This window comes from Phytohabitans aurantiacus, assembly GCF_027923225.1.
Lineage (GTDB): Bacteria > Actinomycetota > Actinomycetes > Mycobacteriales > Micromonosporaceae > Phytohabitans > Phytohabitans aurantiacus.
On record NZ_BSDI01000099.1, the window covers coordinates 1 to 16,637 of the forward strand.

Below are 16,637 nucleotides of genomic sequence, written 5' to 3' on the forward strand. Positions count from 1 at the left end.
ATCCGTTCCCGCTCCAACGCGGACAATCTCTCTGCCACAACCCACTCCTACCTGCAGAAACGTGGGTGTTGCAGCCAGATCTTGAAACCGCCATGGCGACGGTAGAGCTCCAAGATCTAGCGCGCGACGGGTCGGCGCGGTGTCGCGCTAGGGGCTGCCATGACTCACGTGGGCTGGACCGTCCGTCGTCACGACCGCCCGCGCCCGCCGGCTTCTGCCGGCCGGCTTCCGCCGGCTTCCGCCGTGCGGCGATCAAGGGCATTTGCATGGATCAAGGGCAAATACACGCGGAAGAGAGATCCAATCGCGTGCGTTCGCCCTTGATCGACGAGAAGAGGGCGCGGCGCCGCGCCGGGGACGCGGCGTGAGCGGTACGGCGCGGCGTGAGTGGTGCGGCGCTGGCATGGTGCCGCGCGGCCGGGCGCGGGCGGGCGCGCGGCGCGGGCGTGGGGCGCGGCGTCGGCGTGGGGCGCGGCGCGGGCGGGTGGTGCGGCGTGGGGGGTGCGGCGCGGGGCGCGGGTGTGGCCGGGGTGGGGTGGGGTGGATGGGGGGATTTGCTGATCGTGGGGTGGGGAGGGTGGGTTTGCGGGAGGCTCAGAAGCGGGCATAGGGGCGGCGAGGGGTAGAGGAGGGGCGCCATGGCTGATGTGCTCAAGAACGGGGCCCGGCCGGTCGCGGAGCAGTCGACTGGCGAACTTGTGCAGCGGGCCAGTGAGCAGATCTCGCGGCTGGTGCGTGACGAGCTGGCGCTGGCCAAGGCGGAGCTTGCCGAGAAAGGGAAGCACGCCGGCCTCGGCATCGGGCTGTTCGGTGGCGGGGGTGCGCTGGCGTTCTATGGGCTGGGGGCGCTGGTCGCCACCGGCATTCTGCTGCTTGATCTTGTCTTGCCGGCGTGGGCGGCGGCGCTCATCGTGACGGTGGTGCTCTTTGTGATGGCGGGCGTGCTGGCGCTGGTCGGGCGCAGGCAGGTGAAGCAGGCGGTGCCGCCGACGCCGAGCGCGGCGGCGATGAGCGTGCGCGCCGACGTCGACGCGGTGACGTCCGCGATCAAGAAGGACGCGGTGAAGCAGGACGCGGTGACGCAGGACGCGGTCAAGGATGACGCGGTCAAGCAGGACGCGGTCAAGCAGGACGCGGCCAAGAAGGACCGGGTCACGGGAGGGATCAAGAAGGACAGGGTCACGGGAGGGCGGTTCGCATGAACGGTACTAATGGCAGCGGGGACGTGGAGATGCTGCGCGAGGATATCCGGCAGGCACGGGCCGACCTGGGCGAGACGGTGCAGGCGCTCGCGGCGAAGGCGGACGTCAAGGCTCGGATGCGGGCCTCCGCGGAGCACACCAAGGAGCGTGCCCTGGCGCAGGTGCACGGTGCGGGGGACGCGGTACGTCGCAACCCGGTGCCGTGGGCGGCCATGCTGGCTGGTGCCGGTGCCGCGATTATCGTTCTGATGATGATCCAGAGGAGGCGAGGGTGAGCAAAACGGTCAACAAGCTGGCGTACAAGCCGGTTGGCCTCCTGCTGGGCGTCGGCGCGGGCATCGTCGCCGGGGCCCTGTTCAAGCAGGTGTGGAAGATGGCCGCGGGCGACGACGACGCCCCGAACGCCACCGACGAGGAACGGGGCTGGGGTGAGGTGTTGGCCGCCGCGGCGCTGCAAGGGGCCATCTTCGCGGTGGTGAAAGCGGCCGTAGATAGGGGCGGAGCTGCGGGAATGCGGCGTCTGACCGGTCGCTGGCCGGCCTGAGCCCTACCGCTTCGGGAGGCCTCATCAGGTCACATGTCGGAGAAATTCCTCGGGTAGGCTGTACGAAGTTTTTGCGTACGTGGTTTGCTGGTCCACGCTGTTGTAGAGACGGCGTGGGTTATGAGAAGTCCTCCTTCTGGGGGCCGCCTCAAGCGCCGCTGCTCGAAAACGGCCAACCGGCCGCACGGTGCTCGGCCGTCAGTTTCAGAAGGAGATACAGCATGGCGCAAGGAACCGTGAAGTGGTTCAACGCTGACAAGGGCTTCGGCTTCATCACCGTGGATGGTGGGGGTGCCGACGTGTTTGTCCACTTCTCGGCGATCCAGACCAGCGGTTACCGGACCCTGGAGGAGAACCAGCGGGTGGAGTTCGAGATCGCGCAGGGCCAGAAGGGCCCGCAGGCCGAGCAGGTTCGCCCGCTCTGACCGAGCTCAGTCGCGCCCCCGCACCCGTCCCCGGGTGCGGGGGCGCGATCCGTTCTAACCCCGTTTGCGGGTTCGTAGGCCGTACCAGATCAGGGCCAGGCCGGCGAGCGCCACGAGGGGGCCCACGATGGCCCAGACGCGTTCGTCGGTCATCACGCTGCCTGTCAGGTGCCCCAGGCCCTGCAGCGTCCATACCGCACCGACGACGACGGCGAGGAGCCCCAGCGCGAGGGCGAGCCAGCCCTTCACCAGCGGTGGTGGATCTGCGGGCGGATGAGCTCGTCGTAGACGGCCTTGACCTGCTCGTGCGCCTCGGGGGAGAGCGGTGCCAGGTCGGCGGCCGCCGCGTTGGCTTGGGCCTGCTCCGGGTTGCGGGCGCCCGGAATCACCACGGTCACGGCCGGCTGGTCGAGGATCCAGCGCAGCGCGAACTGGGCCGTGGTAGCGCCTTCGGGTACCAGGGGCGTCAAGCGGCGTACCGCTTCGAGTCCGATGTGGTATTCGACGCCGGAGAACGTCTCGCCGACGTCGAAGGAGCCGCCATGGCGGTTGTAGGTGCGATGGTCGTTCTCGGGAAAGTGCGTGTTCTCGTCGTACCGGCCGGATAGCAGGCCGCTCGCCAGCGGTACCCGGGCGATGATGCCGACGCCCGCCTCGGCGGCCGCTGGCAGTACCTCTTCGAGGGGCTTGTGCCGCAGCGCGTTCAGGATGATCTGCACGCTCGCGATACCCGGCCGGGCGATGGCGGCGAGCGCCTCTTCGCAGGTCTCGACGCTGACCCCGTACGCCGCGATGCGCTTCTCCTGCACCAGCGTGTCGAGGGCCTCGTAGACCTGGTCGGTGTGGAACACGGCGGTGGGCGGGCAGTGCAACTGCACCAGGTCGAGGGTGTCGACGCCGAGGTTTTCCCGGGAGCGGTCGTTCCATTCGCGGAAGTTGTTGAGCGTGTACGCGGCAGGGTCCTGCTCGACCCGCCGGCCCATTTTGGTGGCCACGGTGAGGCCGTTGCCGGCGGGGTGCTCGCGAAGGAAACGGCCGATGATCTGCTCGCTGCGCCCGTCTCCGTATACGTCAGCGGTGTCGATGAAGGTCACGCCCGCCTCGACGGCGGCTGCCAGGGTGGCGAACGCCGTATCTTCGCTCACCTCGCCCCAGTCGGCGCCGAGCTGCCAGGCGCCGAGTCCGATCACGCTTGAGTCGCGGTCCATTCGTGCAAATTTGCGCTTCTCCACGGCCCCAACAGTAGCGGTATGGTAAATAAGACGGACGTACGGTTTGGAGGAGTTGCCATGTGGGACCCATCGACCTACCTGCGCTTCGGTGACGAGCGGTCGCGGCCGTTCTTCGATCTTGTGGCCCGGATCCCCACCGAGCGGCCACGCGCCGTAGTCGATCTCGGATGCGGGCCGGGCAACCTCACGGCCGCCCTCGCGGAGCGCTGGCCGGGCGCCCGGATCCGCGGGTTCGACTCCTCGACTGAAATGATCGAAAAGGCGCGCACGGAGCAGTACCCGATCGAATTTTCGGTGGGCGACGTGCGCGAGTGGAGCCCGCGGCCCGACGACGACGTGGCCGTCTCCAACGCCGTCCTGCAGTGGGTGCCCGGCCACGACGACCTGCTGCGGCGCTGGTCCGGCGCCCTGGCGCCGGGCGCGTGCCTCGCGGTGCAGGTGCCCGGAAACTTCGCCGCGCCGTCGCACCGCGCGCTGCGCGCGGTGGCGAGCGAGGCCCGCTGGCAGGCACCGCTCGCGTACCTGTCGCGCGACATGCCGGTCCTGGATTCTTCCGGGTACGCGGACATACTGCACGCCGACTGTGTGGTCGACGCGTGGGAAACCACCTACCTGCACCAGCTTCCCGTCGCGCCCGGCGGTGACCACCCGGTGCTGACCTGGATGGAGGGCACCGCGCTGCGGCCGGTGCGCGCGGCTCTCGGCGACGACGACTGGGCCGTGTTCCGCGACACCCTCGGCGCGCGCCTGGCGAAGGAGTACCCGGCCAGCGGTAACGTCGTGTTCTTCCCGTTCCACCGGATCTTCTTCGTCGCCGTCAAAAAGGGGTAGCTGAAGGTGCGCGACTTCATCGCCGGACTGCCAAAAGCCGAGCTGCACGTGCACCACGTCGGGTCGGCGTCGCCGCGGATCGTCGCCGAGCTGGCCGCGCGGCACGAGGGCAAGACGCCGGTACCGGCCGACCCGGCGCTGCTGGCGAAGTACTTCGAGTTTCGCGACTTCGCGCACTTCGTGGAGATCTACCTCAGCGTGGTCGACCTGATCCGCGAACCGGAAGACGTGCGCATCCTGACCTACGAGGTGGCGCGCGAGCTGGCCCGGCAGCAGGTGCGGTACGCGGAGCTGACCGTCACGCCGTACTCGCACGTGAAGCGGGGCATGCCGGCGCCGGTGTTCTGCGAGGCGATCGAGGACGCCCGGGTGCGCGCCGAGTCCGAGCTGGGCATCGTGCTGCGCTGGTGCTTCGACATTCCCGGCGAGGCGGGGCTGCCCGCGGCCGAGGAGACGCTGCGGATCGCCCTCGACGAGCGGCCCGACGGGCTGGTCAGCTTCGGTCTCGGCGGCCCCGAGATCGGGGTGCCGCGGCCGCAGTTCAAGCCGTACTTCGACAAGGCGCGCGCGGCGGGGCTGCGCTCGGTACCGCACGCGGGCGAGACCACCGGCCCGGAGACGATCTGGGACGCGATCCGGGAGCTGGGCGCCGAGCGGATCGGGCACGGCGTCTCGGCGGTACGGGACGAGTCGCTGCTGGCGTACCTGGCCGAGCACCGGATCCCGCTGGAGGTCTGCCCGACGTCCAATGTGCGCACCCGGGCGGTGCCGGTGATTTCGGAGCACCCGCTGCGCACGCTGGTCGACGCGGGCGTGCTGGTATCGATCAACTCGGACGACCCGCCGATGTTCGGCACCACGCTCAACGACGAGTACGCCGTGGCGGCCGAGCTGCTCGACCTGGACGAAGGCGGGCTGCGTTCGCTCGCCAAGGCGGCAGTGGAGGCATCATTCCTCCCGCTGGAGCGCAAGCGCCCCCTCCTAGCGGAGATCGACGCCTACGGTGGGGTCACGGGGGCGTAGACCGGGTCTTGCCAGCACGCGAGCACGGCCAGGATCAGGGCACCGCCGATCGCGGCCCAGCGGATGAGCCGGCGCTTGTTGAGGCGCCTGGTGGGAGAGGGGCGCTGGGCGGTCTCGGCGGTGGGTTCAGGGGCCACGCGCGCGCACTCCTCCTGTGAGGTGGGCGCGCGGCGGGATCAGGGTTGGGGGACCGTCTCCCGCCGCGCGCAAGCTCCGCCGGACCGGGGTGGGTGGACAGGTACTGCGGGCGGTGGTCCGGGGAACCGGATGGGATCGCTCCCGATGCTGCCATCCGGTTCGTGCCCGGTCGTGCCCGTTAACTCAGACCTAAGAGAGACTTGTACTTGCGCTACTCTTCGGCCGGGCGTTGGCGGGGCCAGCGCCGCGAGCCGGGCTCCCGGGCCAGTCGCCCCACCAGGCCAAACCTGCTCATTTGCCGCGGTGTGGCCTCGGCGTCGGCGAGCAGCATGATCACGCTTGCGCCGCCCAGTTGGGCGCGGTCGAGGCTCACCGAGCCCCGTGCCTGCTGGGCGACCCGCTTGGCGATGTCGAGCCCGAGGCCGGTGGAGCCCCGGTCACTGGCGCCGCGGCGCAGGGCCCGGTCGGGGTTGGCGATGCCGGGGCCGGCGTCGTCGACGCGTACCGCCACGTAGCCGTCGCGCCGCGAGATCGCCACCTCGAAGGCGGTGCCCTGCGGCGTGTACCGGAACACGTTGCCGAGCACCGCGTCGAGCGCGGCTGCCAGCTCGGGGCGGGGCACCGGTACGGGGATGCGGGTGTGCGCGCCGATCACCTTGTACGGGCGCTGCTGGTCGCTGGCGAGCTGCGACCAGAAGACCATCCGCTCGCGGACCACCTCGCTGGCGTCGCACATGCCGCCGCCCTCCGGAGGCGCGGCCTGCGCCACCGCCTTCCGGCTGGTGTTGATCAGTACGTCGACCTCGCCCTCCAGCGTGACGATGGCCTGGCGGATGCGGCGGATCGTGCGGCGCCGGTCGAGCTCGGCCTCGCTGAAGGTGCCCACGCTGGTGTCGTCGGAGTCGAGCGCGTCGGCGTCCAGCCGCAGGGCGGTGAGCGGGGTACGCAGCCGGTGCGACAGGTCGGCGACCATCTCGCGTTCGTTGGTGCGCGAGGTGACCAGGCGGTCGGCCATGCGGTTGAACGCGTACCCGGCCTCGGCCAGCTCGCGCGGGCCGCTCGGCTGCACGCGTACCGCTAGATCGCCATCACCCACGGCCATGGCGGCCTGGACCAGGCCGCGCGCGGCGGCGACCGCCTTCGCGGCCAGCCGGTCGACGACGAACACGGACGCGGCGATCAGCCCGACGACCAGGCCGATGAGCAGCCACCAGTTGCCGCCCTGCTGGGCGGAGTCGGGGATGAAGACCTCGACGACGGCGGTGTCGGCGCCGACCCGCACGGGCTGCAGGTATGCGGCGCCGCCGGACACGTCGACGACCAGCGACGTGGTGCCGCTGGCCGCGCGGGTGACGTCGTCTTCGCCGGCCCGCCCGTCGGTGTCCCGGCCGAGGCCGTACACGACCGGTGTGCCGCCCGGCCCGGTGCCGGCGGCGGCGAGGGAGCGCTCGACCGCGTCGCGCCCGGTCGCGATGCTGAGCGCGCCGGCCACGGCTCCGGCGCGCTGGCGCGCGTCGGCGACCGCGCGGTCGCGCGCCTCACCGTCTTGCTCGATGCCCAGCGGGATCATGAACGCCAGCGCCGCGATCGCGGTCAGCGCGGCGGTGACGTACGCGTGCGCCTGCCTTAGTCCGGTGCCACCAACCGGAAGCCGACCCCCCGCACGGTGCGCAGGTAGCGGGGCTTCGCCGCGGACTCGCCCATTTTGCGGCGCAGCCAGTACAGATGCACGTCGATGGTCTGATCCTCGCCTACCGAGGGTTGCCGCCATACCTCCTCCAACAGCTCCCGGCGTGAAACCACGCGGCCGGGTCGCGCCGCCAGGTAGGCGAGCAGGTCGAACTCCTTGCGGGTCAGCGCGAGCGGGACGCCGTCGAGCTGCGCGCTGCGCTCGCCCACGTCGACCCGGAGCCCACCGACCTCGTGTACAGCAGGTTGTACGGTGCGGCTGGCCCGTCCGGCTCGACGCAGGACGCTGGTGATTCTGGCGTCGAGGTGGGCACCGGTGAACGGCTTGACCATGTAGTCGTCGGCGCCGGCCCGCAGCAGTCGCACGATGGCCTGCTCGTCGTCACGCGCAGTAGCGATGATGATCGGTATGTCGGTGATCCCGCGCAGCATCCGCAGGGCGTCGGCGCCGTCGAGGTCGGGCAGGCCGAGGTCGAGAACGACCAGGTCAGGGGTTTCGGCCGCGACCCTGCGCAGCGCGTCGAGGGCCGTGCCGACCGCGTGCACGGCGTGCCCGCGGTCGGCCAGCGAACGCAGCATCGCCCCGCGTACGACGTGGTCGTCTTCGACCAGGAGCACGGTGGCCATGCGAAGACGGTACTGCGCTTGGCAAGCCTTCAGTACGTCAGGCCGAAGCCGTAGGGGTAGAGAGGCGGCTTGCCGTCGCCGCTGTTGATGGGTTGCTGGCCCGCCGACGCCATCCAGGTGACGGGTAGTTTGCCGGTCGGCCGGTACCCGCCGAACAGCACGTCAGCGACGCCCTGACCCTCCGTGCCGGGCAGCCAGGAGGCCAGCAGCGCGCGCCAGTTCGGCACCTGTGTCGCGATGTCGAGCGGCCGGCCTGAGACGAGCACCACGATGACCGGTACGCCGGCGGCGCGGAGCCGGGCGATGGTGTTGAGGTCGGTGCTGGCGAGGCCCATCGCGCCGGGCCGGTCGCCCTGGCCCTCGGCGTACGGGGTCTCACCGACCACCGCGATGGCGGCTCGGTAGGAGGAGTCGATACCGGTGCCGTTGGCGTTGTAGGTGACGGTGGTCGAGGGCGCCACGCTGGCCCGGATGCCGGCCAGGATCGAGGTGCCCGGCGTGATCGCCCCGCTGCCGCCCTGCCAGGTGATCGTCCAGCCGCCGCTCTGGTACCCGATGTTGTCGGCGCTCCGGCCGGCGACGAAGATCCGGTTGCCTTCCCTGGCCAGGGGCAGGATGTTGCCGTCGTTCTTGAGCAGCACCTGCGACTGCCGCACGGCCTGCCTCGCCAGCGCCCGGTGCTCCGCGGTGCCGATCGGAGCGCGCACGGCGTAGGGGCGCTCGAAGAGGCCGAGCTCGAACTTCTTCGTGAGGATACGGCGGTTCGCGTCGTCGATCCGCGCCTGCGTGACCCGGCCGGCCTGTACCTCGGCCCGGAGGTGGCCGATGAAGGTGCGCCACGCCTCGGGGACCATGACCATGTCGATCCCGGCGTTGACCGCCTGCCGCACCTCCGCCGCGGTCATGCCGGGGGCGCCGTCGATCTGGTCGATGCCGTTCCAGTCGGAGACCACGAACCCGGTGAAGCCCAGCTCGCCCTTGAGCACATTGGTGATCAGGTGCTGGTGGCCGTGCAGCTTCTGGCCGTTCCACGAGCTGAACGAGATCATCACCGAGCCGACGCCCTTGCGCACGGCCTCGGCGAACGGCGGCAGGTGGATCGCTCGCAGGTCGGCCTCGCTCAGCTGGGTGTCGCCCTGGTCGTCGCCGCCGGTGGTGCCGCCGTCGCCGATGTAGTGCTTGGCCGTGGCGAGCACGCCTCCGCCCTGTACACCGGTGATGTAGCTGGTCATCGCGGTGGCGATCTCCGGCTGCTCGCCGAACGACTCGTACGTGCGGCCCCACCGGTCGTTGCGGGCCACGCAGAGGCAGGGCGCGAAGTTCCAGTCCAGGCCGGTGGCGGCGACCTCGTCGGCGGTGGCCCGCCCGATCTGCTCCACCAGCGCCGGGTCGCGGGCGGCGCCCAGGCCGATGTTGTGCGGGAAGATCGTCGCGCCGTGCACGTTGTTGTGGCCGTGCACCGCGTCGACCCCGTAGACGAGCGGGATCGCCAAGGGCGTGGCGAGCGCCCGCGACTGGAAGCGGTCGTACATGTCGGCCCACGAGGTCGCGGTGTTGGGCGACGGCGCCGAGCCGCCGCCGGACAGCAGGGAGCCCAGCCGGTACGTCGTGATGTCGGCGTCGGTGACGGAGGCCCGTTCGGCCTGCGTCATCTGGCCGATCTTCTCGTCGAGGCTCATCCGGCCGAGCAGGTCGTCGACGCGCGCGGCGATCGGGAGGCTGGGATCCTGGTACGGCGGCGCGGCGGCATCCGCGCGTGGCGCCCCGATCAACGCGATCACCAGCGTCACCGTGGCCACGACATTGACGGACCTCATTGAATGAAGGTACCCGACATTCCGTTCTGCGGGATACGGCGCGGTATCGCCGCATGACTGGAGATCTCCTGGGAAAGTGTGTCGGGTGAATCGCGCCACCGTCGCGCCGGCTCCCGAGGCTGGCGCCGCCATCAGTGACGATGCCCTCTGGAAGGGCGCCGCGGCCGTCCTCGACGCCAACTGGGAACGGGACCACACGGTGCCATCCCGGACCCTCTATCCGCACCACTGGAACTGGGACGCCGGGTTCATCGCGGTGGGGCTCGCCCACCACGACCCCGCCCGGGCGTGGGCCGACCTGCACAGCCTGTTCTCGGCGCAGTGGATCGACGGGCGGGTGCCGCACATCGTCTTCGACCCCGACGTGTCCGAACGGGACTACTTCCCGGGGCCGGCGTTCTGGGACAGCGCCGCGATGCCCGGCCGCCTCGCCGGTCTGACGACCGGCATCGTGCAGCCGCCGGTACACGCGCTCGCGGTGGTCGAGATGTGGCGGCGGTCGCCCGACGAGGTCGAGTTGCGATGGCTGTACGAGCGATTGGCGCACCAGCAGCGGTACCTGCTCGAACGGCGGAACGTCGGCGGGGCGGGGCTGGCCAGCATCGTGCACCCGTGGGAGTCGGGCCTCGACAACAGCCCGTCGTGGGACGCGGTGCTCGGCGCGATCCCGGTCGACCTGGAGATGATGCGCAAGTACCGCCGGCGGGACAACCGGGTGGCCAACTCGGACCACCGGCCCACCGACGCGGACTACGCGCGGTACATCGCGATCGCGGCCAACTACCGCGACGGCGGGTACCTGGACGCGGGGCTGATCGACCGGCACCTGTTCCTGGTGGAATGCCCCGGTTTCAACGCGATTCTCGGCGCGGCTGAGCACGCCCTCGCCGAGCTGGCCGAGGTGGTGGGTGCCGACCCGGCACCGCACCGCGAGCGGGCTTCCAAGATCACGCGCGCGCTGGTCGACACGCTGTACGCGGACGGCTCCTTCCGCTCGCGTGACGTGCGCACCGGCGAGCTCAGCCCGGCGCTTTGCGTCAACGGGCTGATTCCCCTGGTCCTGCCCGACCTGCCGGCTGACGTGGTCGACTCGCTGGTGGCGACCGCCACCTCGGAGCGCTTCGGCATCGGGCCGCTGCCGGTGCCCAGCTACGACCGTACCGCGCCCGACTTCGACCGGCTGCGGTACTGGCGCGGCCCGATCTGGATCAACGTGAACTGGCTGCTCTGGCGGGGGCTGCGCACCCACGGGCGCGCGCAGGAGGCGGCGGTGCTGCGGGAGTCGATGCTGTCGCTCGTGCGGCGGGGTGGCTACCACGAGTACTTCGATCCGGTGACCGGAGACGGCATCGGGTCGGCCGCGTTCTCCTGGACGGCCGCGCTGACGATGGATCTCCTCACGGGGGGCTAATCCGCCGATCTTGGGCGGCGCATAGCATGGCACGGTCATCACCGACGAGTACCGAGGAGATCACCGTGTCCGCACCCCGTACCCCAGCTGTGGCCGACCCCATCGTCGTCCCGGCCGGTACGACGGCGGCCGACGCGGTGGCCGCCGCCGGCCTGCCCACGACGGGCGCGAAGGCGATCGTGGTCGTGCGCGCCGCCTCCGGTGATCTTCGCGACCTGGACTGGGCGCCCTCGTCGGACGAGACCGTCACGCCGGTGGCGATCGACGAGCCCGACGGGCTCAACGTGCTGCGGCACTCCACCGCGCACGTGCTCGCCCAGGCCGTCCAGGACGTGTTTCCCGAGGCCAAGCTCGGTATCGGTCCGCCCGTCACCAACGGGTTCTACTACGACTTCGACGTGCCGCGGCCGTTCCAGCCGGACGACCTCGGCAAGCTCGAAAAGCGCATGCAGGAGATCGTCAAGGCGGGGCAGCGGTTCCGGCGGCGGCGGTTCGAGAGCGTCGACGAGGCCCGCGCGGAGCTGGCCGACGAGCCGTACAAGCTGGAGCTGGTCGGCACCGCCGGTGCCGGCGGCTTCGACGCGGCCGAGATCATGGAGGTGGGGGAGGGCGACCTCACCATCTACGACAACGTCGACGCCGCCACCGACAAGGTGTGCTGGTCCGACCTGTGCCGCGGCCCGCACCTGCCCAACACCCGGCTGATCGGCGCGTTCAAGCTCATGCGCTCCGCCGCCGCGTACTGGCGGGGTTCGGAGAAGAACCCGCAGCTCCAGCGCGTGTACGGGACCGCCTGGCCGACCCGGGACGCGCTCAAGGGATACCTGAAGCTGCTCGAAGAGGCCGCCCGGCGCGACCACCGCAAGCTCGGCGCGGACCTCGACCTGTTCTCCTTCCCCGACGAGATCGGCTCGGGCCTCGCGGTGTTCCACCCCAAGGGCGGGATCATCCGGCGCGAGCTGGAAAACTACTCGCGGGTGCGGCACGAGCAGTCCGGGTACGAGTTCGTCAACACGCCGCACATCACCAAGGCGCACCTGTTCGAGACCTCGGGGCACCTGCCGTACTACGCCGACACGATGTTCCCTCCGATGGACCTCGAAGGCGCGCAGTACTACCTCAAGGCAATGAACTGCCCGATGCACAACCTGATCTTCCGGTCGCGCGGCCGGTCGTACCGGGAGCTGCCGCTGCGGCTGTTCGAGTTCGGCACGGTGTACCGGTACGAGAAGTCGGGCGTCGTGCACGGGCTGACCCGGGTGCGCGGCCTGACCATGGACGACTCGCACATCTACTGCACCAAGGAGCAGATGCCGGGCGAGCTGCGCACGCTGCTGGCGTTCGTGCTCGACCTGCTGCGCGACTACGGCCTCGACGACTTCTACCTCGAGCTGTCGACCCGCGGCGACTCCGACAAGTTCATCGGGTCCGACGAGGAGTGGGCCGAGGCCACCGAGACGCTGCGGCAGGCCGCCGAAGACTCCGGGCTGGAGCTCGTGCCGGATCCGGGCGGCGCGGCGTTCTACGGTCCGAAAATCTCGGTGCAGGCCCGCGACGCGATCGGGCGCACGTGGCAGATGTCGACCATCCAGCTCGACTTCAACCAGCCGAAGCGGTTCGGGCTGGAGTACCAGGCGGCCGACGGCACGCGGCAGCAGCCAATCATGATCCACCGGGCGCTGTTCGGGTCGATCGAGCGGTTCTTCGGCATCCTGACCGAGCACTACGCGGGGGCGTTCCCGGCGTGGCTGGCGCCCGTGCAGGTGGTGGGTATCCCGATCCGCGACGACCACGCTTCCTACCTGGCTGATTTCGTCTCTTCTCTGCGTGAGGCCGGCATTCGGGCCGAAGTGGACGCCTCCGACGACCGGATGCAGAAGAAGATCCGGACGGCGCAGCAGCAGAAGATCCCGTTCATGGCGATCGCGGGCGACGCGGATGTCGAGGCGGGCACGGTGTCGTTCCGGTACCGGGACGGGGCGCAGCGCAACGGCGTACCGCTCGAAGAGGCCGTGGCGCACGTGGTCAACGTCGTCCGCTCCCGCACCAACGCGGGCCCATCCGCGCCCTAGCTCCGCGCACGCTTTTCGCCGCGGCGCCTGCGCGCCGCGCGCTGCGCCTGCGCGCCGCGCGCTGCGCCTGCGCGCCGCGCGCTGCGCCTCTTCTCGTCGATCAAGGGCGAATGCACGTGGTTTGATCTCTTTTCCGCGTGTATTTGCCCTTGATCCATGCGATCTCCCTTGATCGGCGCCGCTTGCGAGCGGCGGGGCGGCGCGGTGGTGGGGCGGCACGGTGCGCGGCGTGGTGGGGCGGCGCGGTGGTGGGGCGGCACGGTGCGCGGCGTGGTGGGGCGGCGCGGTGGTGGGGCGGCGTGGCACGGTGGCGGCGCGGTGGGCGCGCGGTGGCGTGCGCCGGAATCCTGCGCCTATGACCAGATCGAAGCGCATCCTCGGCGTGGCCGGCGCCCTTCTCGCGGTCGCTGGCATGACGGTTCTCGTGGGCGACGTGCCGGCGGCCCAGGCCGCCCGGCGCGACGCGACCTGCGTGGGCGGGGTCGGCGACGCGGCCACCATCCAGAACGCGATCAATACCTCCAACCCCGGCGACGAGGTCGTCATCACCGGCCGCTGCCTGATCACCACCACGATCAAGCTGCTCGACGAGCGCACCTACCGCGGTGACGCGCGCGGCGACGCGGACGGCGGCGGCGGTACCGTGCTGCGCCAAGCCGACGGCCGCAACCTGCCCGCGTTGCTGGCCACCGAGACCTGGGTCGACAACGAGACCTGGGTCTCCGGGGGCATCCGGATCGAGCATCTCACCCTCGACGGCAACCGCGCGGCCAACACTGGCACGGTCGGCCTCATGCTGCGCACGTGGGACAGCCGCGTGTACGACGTACGGGTCCAGCACACCCCGAGCGACGGCATCCGGCTGACCAGCCTGTCCAGCGACGGCACCAGGCTGGCGGAGCGCAACAACAGCGTCAACGGCGTGATCGCGGACTCGTTCATCGAGAACAGCGGCGGCGCCGGCATCCGGGTGGTCGACCCCGACAATCACATCACCGACTGGGTACTGGAGCGCAGCTGGATCTCCAAGAGCGGCGGCAGCGGCGTAGACCTCGACAACGCGGCCGGGTGGCAGGTGCGCGACCTGCACGTGTACGAGTCGCAGGCGCACGCCATCGACGCCCGGCGCTGCTACAACGCGGGCATCCACGACAACTACATCGAAGACTTCGGCCTGCAGGGCACAGCCGGGTCCGTCTACTTTGGAATCCGCTGCACGCTGCAGCCCGGCACGCCGGCCACGTTCGTCGGCAACAAAATCAATTATCTGTACGGGACACTGCCCCCGGCGTCCTATGTGTACCTTGCCGTGGAGGGGCACAGTGCCGGCACCTCGTACGCGGCGGTGACCGGAAACGCGCTCGTCGGCCGGGGCACCGCCCGGGAGACGGGGCTGCGATACGCGCTGGGTGCGGGCACGGCGATCACCGTCGCCTCCACCGGCAACCTGGTGGCGGGCATGGGCACCGCCCGCTCGGTCGGCACCGGCGTGACCGTGAGCGCGGGCCAGTAGCGCCACCGTCCGTCGGGGCCGGGCGCGGCCCCGACGGACGAACGGCACCCTAGGATCGGGGTGTGACGGATGGGTTGGAGCGGCTGTGGACGCCACACCGGATGACGTACATCGCCGGCAAGGACCAGCCGCCCGGCTGCCCGTTCTGCGTCGCGCCCGGCATGACCGAGGGCAGCCTTGTGGTCGCCCGCGGCAAGCTGGTCTACGCGGTCCTCAACCTGTACCCGTACAACCCGGGCCACCTGCTCGTCTGCCCGTACCGGCACGTGCCCGACTACACCGACCTCGACACCGACGAGACGGCTGAGCTGGCTCACTTCACCCAGACCGCGATGCGGGTGATCCGGTCGGTGAGCGGGGCGCACGGCTTCAACATCGGCATGAACCAGGGGTCGGTCGCCGGTGCGGGCATCGCCGCCCACCTCCACCAGCACGTGGTGCCGAGGTGGGGCGGCGACAGCAACTTCATGCCCGTGGTCGGCCAGACCAAGGTTCTCCCGCAGCTCCTGACCGATACCCGCGACCTGATAACAGCAGCCTGGCCGGCAGACGCCTAACCCGGGCCACATACCCACACGGCCCGCGCTCGCCCCCCGCGCAGTGCCGCGCCGCCCGCGCCCGGCGCGCGCGGACCTTTTCGCCGATCAAGGGCGAATGCACGCGGTTCGATCGCTTTTCCGCGTGCGTTCACCCTTGATCGATGCGAATGCCCTTGATCGGCGGAGGTGCGCAGGCTTCGGTGCCCGACGCGGCCACGGTCAGGTCGGTTCGCGCGTACATGCGCCGTGGGCCAAGGGTGCCGTCCGCGGAGCGGGGACGCGACGCCGGGATGGAGTAGGCGGGAGCGAAGGCGAACGCATGTTCAAGATCGCCGCGATGTGGCGGAGCTGCGCTCAACGTTCACGGCCGAGCGGCCGCCGGACGCGCACGTGGGGTTGACTTTGAGTGTGCTCTAACTGGAACGCTGGCCCGCATGAGGACGCTTGGGCGTAGTGGCATCGAGGTGAGTGACCTCGGGTTCGGGTGCTGGGCCATCGGTGGGCCGTTCTGGAGGGACGAGCAGCCGCTCGGCTGGGGTGAGGTCGACGACGAGGAGTCGGCGCGGGCGTTGCGGCGGGCGGTGGAGCTGGGCGTGACGTTCTTCGACACGGCTGACGTGTACGGCACCGGGCACAGCGAGGAGGTCGTCGGGCGGGCGCTGCGGACGGTCCGCGACGAGGTGGTGATCGCGACAAAGTGGGGCAACACGTTCGACCCCGCCACGCGGCAGGCGACCGGCACCGACGCGTCGCCCGGCTATCTCACCAAGGCTGTCGAGGGCTCGTTGCGGCGGCTGGGCACCGACCGGATCGACCTGTACCAGCTGCACTTGGGCGATCTGCCGATCGCCCAAGGGCTGGAGCTGGTCCACACGCTGGAGGAGCTGGTCGCGGCGGGCAAGATCCGCGCGTACGGCTGGAGTACGGACCTCGCCGACCGGGCCACGGCGTTCGCGACCGCCGGCACGCACGCGACGTCTGTGCAGCACGCGTTTTCGGTACTGGAGGACTCGCAAGCCGTACTGGACGTGTGCGAGAAGTTCGACCTCGCGAGCATCAACCGGGGGCCGCTCGCGATGGGGCTGCTGACCGGGAAGTACACGGAGTCGTCGACGCTCGGCCCGGACGACGTGCGGGGGATCGCGCCGCAGTGGTTGAGCTTCTTCCGTGACGGCCGGCCGGCACCGGAGTGGCTGGCGCGGGTGGCGGCGCTGCGCGACGCGTTGACGGCGGACGGGCGGACGCTGGTGCAGGGCGCGCTGGGATACCTGTGGGCGCGCAGTGGGCGTACCGTGCCGATCCCTGGCTGCCGGACGGTGGCCCAGGTGGAGGAGAACGCGGGGGCGCTGGCGTATGGGCCGCTGCCCGCCGACGCGTACGCGGAGGTGGAGCGCCTCCGCACGACGGCGCTGAGCTGATCGCGGCGATCAAGGGCATTTCGCGCGATCAAGGGCGAACGCACGCGGAAAAGAGATCCAACCACGTGCATTCGGCTCTTCGCCCCGATGTGTGGGTTGGGGTCGGGTTGGTGATTGGGGCACGCCGTTGCCTGGCCTAGGTTTCGGACTGTCTGA

General features: G+C 70.6%; 16 protein-coding genes and 1 pseudogene. 11 read left to right on the forward strand and 6 right to left on the reverse strand.

Going from position 1 to position 16,637, the window contains the following annotated elements:
• Positions 1-638: 638 nt before the first annotated feature.
• The 4 genes and pseudogenes from QMG73_RS44970 to QMG73_RS44985 all read left to right on the forward strand — a co-directional run.
• Positions 639-1,052 (forward strand): annotated as a pseudogene (locus QMG73_RS44970) (phage holin family protein); the annotation flags it as partial.
• A 146-nt stretch (positions 1,053-1,198) separates the two neighbouring features.
• On the forward strand, positions 1,199-1,477 hold the full coding sequence (locus QMG73_RS44975; protein WP_281906171.1) for a DUF3618 domain-containing protein: 279 nt from the start codon (positions 1,199-1,201) through the stop codon (positions 1,475-1,477).
• Positions 1,474-1,746 (forward strand): DUF4235 domain-containing protein, encoded by a 273-nt coding sequence (locus tag QMG73_RS44980; RefSeq protein ID WP_281906172.1) that lies wholly within the window; start codon positions 1,474-1,476, stop codon positions 1,744-1,746. Before QMG73_RS44975 ends, QMG73_RS44980 begins: the two co-directional genes overlap by 4 nt.
• A gap of 221 nt (positions 1,747-1,967) precedes the next feature.
• Entirely contained in the window at positions 1,968-2,171 is a 204-nt protein-coding gene (locus tag QMG73_RS44985; protein ID WP_011905669.1) for a cold-shock protein, read from the forward strand.
• Between the two features lie 54 nt (positions 2,172-2,225).
• On the opposite strand, the gene QMG73_RS44990 is transcribed toward QMG73_RS44985, so the two are convergent.
• Both QMG73_RS44990 and QMG73_RS44995 read right to left on the reverse strand, forming a co-directional pair.
• On the reverse strand, positions 2,226-2,423 hold the full coding sequence (locus QMG73_RS44990) for a hypothetical protein (protein ID WP_281906186.1): 198 nt from the start codon (positions 2,421-2,423) through the stop codon (positions 2,226-2,228).
• The gene (locus QMG73_RS44995; RefSeq protein WP_281906173.1) at positions 2,417-3,403 is read right to left on the reverse strand and encodes an aldo/keto reductase; all 987 of its coding nucleotides are present in this window, start codon (positions 3,401-3,403) and stop codon (positions 2,417-2,419) included. Before QMG73_RS44995 ends, QMG73_RS44990 begins: the two co-directional genes overlap by 7 nt.
• Positions 3,404-3,460: 57 nt before the next feature.
• Between QMG73_RS44995 and QMG73_RS45000 the strand changes: the two genes are divergently transcribed.
• Together QMG73_RS45000 and QMG73_RS45005 are read left to right on the forward strand one after the other, a co-directional pair.
• Positions 3,461-4,234: a trans-aconitate 2-methyltransferase gene (locus QMG73_RS45000; RefSeq protein ID WP_281906174.1), complete on the forward strand. Its 774-nt coding sequence runs from the start codon at positions 3,461-3,463 to the stop codon at positions 4,232-4,234.
• A complete protein-coding gene (locus QMG73_RS45005) occupies positions 4,235-5,257 on the forward strand; it encodes an adenosine deaminase (RefSeq protein ID WP_407676955.1) in 1,023 nt (340 codons plus the stop codon).
• On the opposite strand, the gene QMG73_RS45010 is transcribed toward QMG73_RS45005, so the two are convergent.
• The 4 genes from QMG73_RS45010 to QMG73_RS45025 form a co-directional block, all read right to left on the reverse strand.
• On the reverse strand, positions 5,233-5,394 hold the full coding sequence (locus tag QMG73_RS45010; RefSeq protein ID WP_281906176.1) for a hypothetical protein: 162 nt from the start codon (positions 5,392-5,394) through the stop codon (positions 5,233-5,235). The genes QMG73_RS45005 and QMG73_RS45010 overlap by 25 nt on opposite strands.
• Positions 5,395-5,606: 212 nt before the next feature.
• Complete coding sequence (locus QMG73_RS45015; protein WP_281906177.1) at positions 5,607-6,965, reverse strand: sensor histidine kinase; 1,359 nt, start codon at positions 6,963-6,965, stop codon at positions 5,607-5,609.
• Between the two features lie 56 nt (positions 6,966-7,021).
• The gene (locus QMG73_RS45020) at positions 7,022-7,711 is read right to left on the reverse strand and encodes a response regulator transcription factor (RefSeq protein WP_265253026.1); all 690 of its coding nucleotides are present in this window, start codon (positions 7,709-7,711) and stop codon (positions 7,022-7,024) included.
• Between the two features lie 29 nt (positions 7,712-7,740).
• Entirely contained in the window at positions 7,741-9,528 is a 1,788-nt protein-coding gene (locus tag QMG73_RS45025; RefSeq protein ID WP_281906179.1) for a glycoside hydrolase family 3 protein, read from the reverse strand.
• 85 nt (positions 9,529-9,613) lie between these two features.
• Here QMG73_RS45025 and QMG73_RS45030 point away from each other — a divergent pair, with 85 nt between their 5' ends.
• From QMG73_RS45030 to QMG73_RS45050, 5 genes are all read left to right on the forward strand, one after another.
• A complete protein-coding gene (locus QMG73_RS45030; RefSeq protein WP_281906180.1) occupies positions 9,614-10,939 on the forward strand; it encodes an MGH1-like glycoside hydrolase domain-containing protein in 1,326 nt (441 codons plus the stop codon).
• Positions 10,940-11,004: 65 nt separating this feature from the next.
• Positions 11,005-13,011, forward strand: a complete 2,007-nt coding sequence (gene thrS, locus QMG73_RS45035; RefSeq protein ID WP_281906182.1) for a threonine--tRNA ligase — start codon at positions 11,005-11,007, stop codon at positions 13,009-13,011.
• A gap of 355 nt (positions 13,012-13,366) precedes the next feature.
• The gene (locus QMG73_RS45040) at positions 13,367-14,524 is read left to right on the forward strand and encodes a right-handed parallel beta-helix repeat-containing protein (RefSeq protein WP_281906184.1); all 1,158 of its coding nucleotides are present in this window, start codon (positions 13,367-13,369) and stop codon (positions 14,522-14,524) included.
• 101 nt (positions 14,525-14,625) lie between these two features.
• The gene (locus QMG73_RS45045; protein WP_281906188.1) at positions 14,626-15,081 is read left to right on the forward strand and encodes an HIT family protein; all 456 of its coding nucleotides are present in this window, start codon (positions 14,626-14,628) and stop codon (positions 15,079-15,081) included.
• 407 nt (positions 15,082-15,488) lie between these two features.
• Positions 15,489-16,481 carry an aldo/keto reductase gene (locus QMG73_RS45050; RefSeq protein WP_281906189.1) on the forward strand — a complete coding sequence of 331 codons (993 nt, stop codon included), beginning with the start codon at positions 15,489-15,491 and terminating at the stop codon, positions 16,479-16,481.
• Positions 16,482-16,637: the final 156 nt, after the last annotated feature.

Bases quoted from the DNA above. Each gene is read 5' to 3' on its own strand.
- QMG73_RS45000 (WP_281906174.1), top strand. From the start codon at position 3,461: ATGTGGGACCCATCGACCTACCTGCGCTTCGGTGACGAGCGGTCGCGG.
- QMG73_RS45040 (WP_281906184.1), top strand. From the start codon at position 13,367: ATGACCAGATCGAAGCGCATCCTCGGCGTGGCCGGCGCCCTTCTCGCG.
- QMG73_RS45015 (WP_281906177.1), bottom strand. From the start codon at position 6,965: ATGATCCCGCTGGGCATCGAGCAAGACGGTGAGGCGCGCGACCGCGCG.
- QMG73_RS44975 (WP_281906171.1), top strand. From the start codon at position 1,199: ATGAACGGTACTAATGGCAGCGGGGACGTGGAGATGCTGCGCGAGGAT.
- QMG73_RS45025 (WP_281906179.1), bottom strand. From the start codon at position 9,528: ATGAGGTCCGTCAATGTCGTGGCCACGGTGACGCTGGTGATCGCGTTG.
- QMG73_RS44985 (WP_011905669.1), top strand. From the start codon at position 1,968: ATGGCGCAAGGAACCGTGAAGTGGTTCAACGCTGACAAGGGCTTCGGC.
- QMG73_RS45045 (WP_281906188.1), top strand. From the start codon at position 14,626: ATGACGTACATCGCCGGCAAGGACCAGCCGCCCGGCTGCCCGTTCTGC.
- QMG73_RS45020 (WP_265253026.1), bottom strand. From the start codon at position 7,711: ATGGCCACCGTGCTCCTGGTCGAAGACGACCACGTCGTACGCGGGGCG.